Below are 2,244 nucleotides of genomic sequence, written 5' to 3' on the forward strand. Positions count from 1 at the left end.
CGTATCCGGCGGCCTGCAGCTGTCCTTCGATGTACTCAGCCGACGCAACGTGCCCGGAGGTGCCCGCGGCGCGGTTGCCGTCATTGGCGTCCGCTATCGCCTGCAGCTCCTGGAGATGGCTGATGATGTTCTCGGCCGACACGGCGTCCCGAAGTAGCGCGGTGTCGGTGTCATTGGCGGCATGGACGGGCGGGGCAGATCCTATGATCAGCAAAACGGCTACCGACAGTGCGGATGACGAGGCGGTACGGGTTCTGCGCTTGGTTATCACGAGTTTCCCTTTCCTGAGAAGGGCCGGCGCCGTCGTCGGCCCGAGCATCACCGTACGCCCGTTCGGGAGGGCTCGATAGGGTCGGAGGCAGGCATGGTGTCCCTGGTCCACGGGCGCCCTGTGCGCCGTGCCGAGCATTGACCGCCCAGCCACCGTGTGCAAAACTCCCGGTCGTGACGGAGAAGGCAGCGATCGCGCACCCGAGGCTCGTACGTGGCGCCGCCGTCGCGATCGGCGCACTGACCACCATCGTGCTGGTCTTCACGGCACTCCGGGTGATGATCGACGGGCCCGACATCCTCGCGGGCACCGTACCCGGCGACGACTTCGCCGAACGATACGTCGCCCACCCGTGGTTGGCCTATCTCCATATAGCGCCGGGCGTCGTGTACCTCGTAGGAGCGCCACTGCAACTCTCGCGCCGGTTCCGCACCCGGCACTACGACGCGCACCGGCGCCTCGGGCGCGTCCTGCTCACCTGCGCGCTCGTCGCCGGGCTGTTCGCGCTGCTCTTCGGCGTGCCCCACGCCTGGGGAGGGGCACCCGAGGCCGCCGCGACGGTCGTGTTCGGCTGCTGGTTCCTGGCCTGCCTCGTGCTCGCGTTCCGGGCGATCCGGCGGGATGACGTACGGCACCACCGGCGCTGGATGATCCGCGCGTTCGCCGTCGGCATCGGCGTCGGAACCATCAGGATCTGGGTGGGGGTCTTCGAGGCTGTGGAGCAGGTGATGTCCGGCGGGACGACGCCGGCCACCCCGGACACGACGCTGTTCGGTGTCGCGTTCTGGCTCGCATTCACGATGCACGTAGCCGTCGGCGAATGGTGGTTACGGCGCACGCCCGCCCTGACAGGGTGAGACGACCAACGAGCAGCCGTCACGGCGCCCTTGGACCGCAGCCGCGGGGCTAATTGAGGGCTGCTTTTCCGATGCTGGTCTTGATGTCACGGGCGGTGGCGAGCATCTCGCTGGTGGTGATGCCGTGATCCGCACCCCAATAGGCCCGAAGGCCCTTGTCGAGCTCCAGCGCTATGGCCTTGGCGTCCAATGCGCCGGCAGCGGGCAGGACGTCGCGGACGGCGTACACCAGCGCTCCGGCCATGGTATGTCGTCCCTCGGCCCCGACTGTGCCGGCCCTGCGGGACCGTCCTGCTCGAAGGACGGTGGTGCCCGGCTGATCCGGTTCAGGGGCAAGAGGATTCACGATGAACCTCACGATCGCCGCTTCATGGCCTTCTGCTAAGCCGCGGTCCGAGGAGCCTAGTTCGAACCACCACAGAATAAAACAAGCACGGTTGGTATCACCGGCGCGTGGTCACGGGGTCGAGGGTGACGACACGAGGATCGCATCCCAGCAGAGAGTCCGCCCGAAGCGACCTCACCTTCGGCGTACCCCCGGGGATGCCCGGAACGACTCTTGGAGATGTACCGGTGGCGGCACCCCCGCGGGTACCCCTGAGTTGCCCTCTGTTAAACAACCTAAGTAAATCCTAAGCCCGATCGTCCCCTCGTGCGTGGCGTGCCGTCCACGGTCCTTGGCGGCCCTACTCGCCGGTACAGGATCAGATGTCCTCGGGATGCGGTGGGGCCTCCCGAGGGAGTCGGCGCACGGCATTGACAACCGCTACGCCCGGGAGCAGGCTGTTAGCCTCGCTCGCACGTGTTCGACCCAGCCCCGGCCCGGCCCCGCCGAACCCTCATACCGGAGCGCCTGGTCTCTCCTCCGGACACATGGTCAGAACCCACCCATCGAGGAGGACACGATGTCCGCAATCACTGTCAATGCCCTTGCATCCAGATCGTTCGACGATCCCGATGAGAAGCGCCGTCCACCCAGGACCAAGGTCGACGTGGTCAGCCTCGGCAACACCACGATCGGCCGGTTCACCTTCGAGCCCGGCTGGCGATGGTCCGAGACCGTCAAGACCGTGGTGCATACCGAGAGTTGCCAGAACGACCACGTGGGGATCTGTA

Annotated in this window: 2 protein-coding genes and 2 pseudogenes; 2 read left to right on the forward strand and 2 right to left on the reverse strand. The window is 66.7% G+C overall.

Annotation, left to right across the window (positions count from 1 at the left end; translation table 11 throughout):
- Positions 1-271: pseudogene (locus CVO76_RS16990) on the reverse strand (hypothetical protein); the annotation flags it as partial.
- A 173-nt stretch (positions 272-444) separates the two neighbouring features.
- On the opposite strand from CVO76_RS16990, the gene CVO76_RS16995 reads away from it, so the two are divergent.
- Entirely contained in the window at positions 445-1,128 is a 684-nt protein-coding gene (locus tag CVO76_RS16995) for a DUF2306 domain-containing protein (protein ID WP_208740230.1), read from the forward strand.
- A 49-nt stretch (positions 1,129-1,177) separates the two neighbouring features.
- On the opposite strand, the gene CVO76_RS17000 is transcribed toward CVO76_RS16995, so the two are convergent.
- Positions 1,178-1,372, reverse strand: coding sequence for a hypothetical protein (locus tag CVO76_RS17000; RefSeq protein ID WP_208740231.1), 195 nt, complete (start codon positions 1,370-1,372; stop codon positions 1,178-1,180).
- Positions 1,373-2,033: 661 nt separating this feature from the next.
- On the opposite strand from CVO76_RS17000, the pseudogene CVO76_RS17005 reads away from it, so the two are divergent.
- Positions 2,034-2,244: pseudogene (locus CVO76_RS17005) on the forward strand (cupin); the annotation flags it as partial.

The organism is Arthrobacter agilis (assembly GCF_002953615.1).
GTDB classification, from domain to species: Bacteria; Actinomycetota; Actinomycetes; order Actinomycetales; family Micrococcaceae; genus Arthrobacter_D; species Arthrobacter_D agilis_B.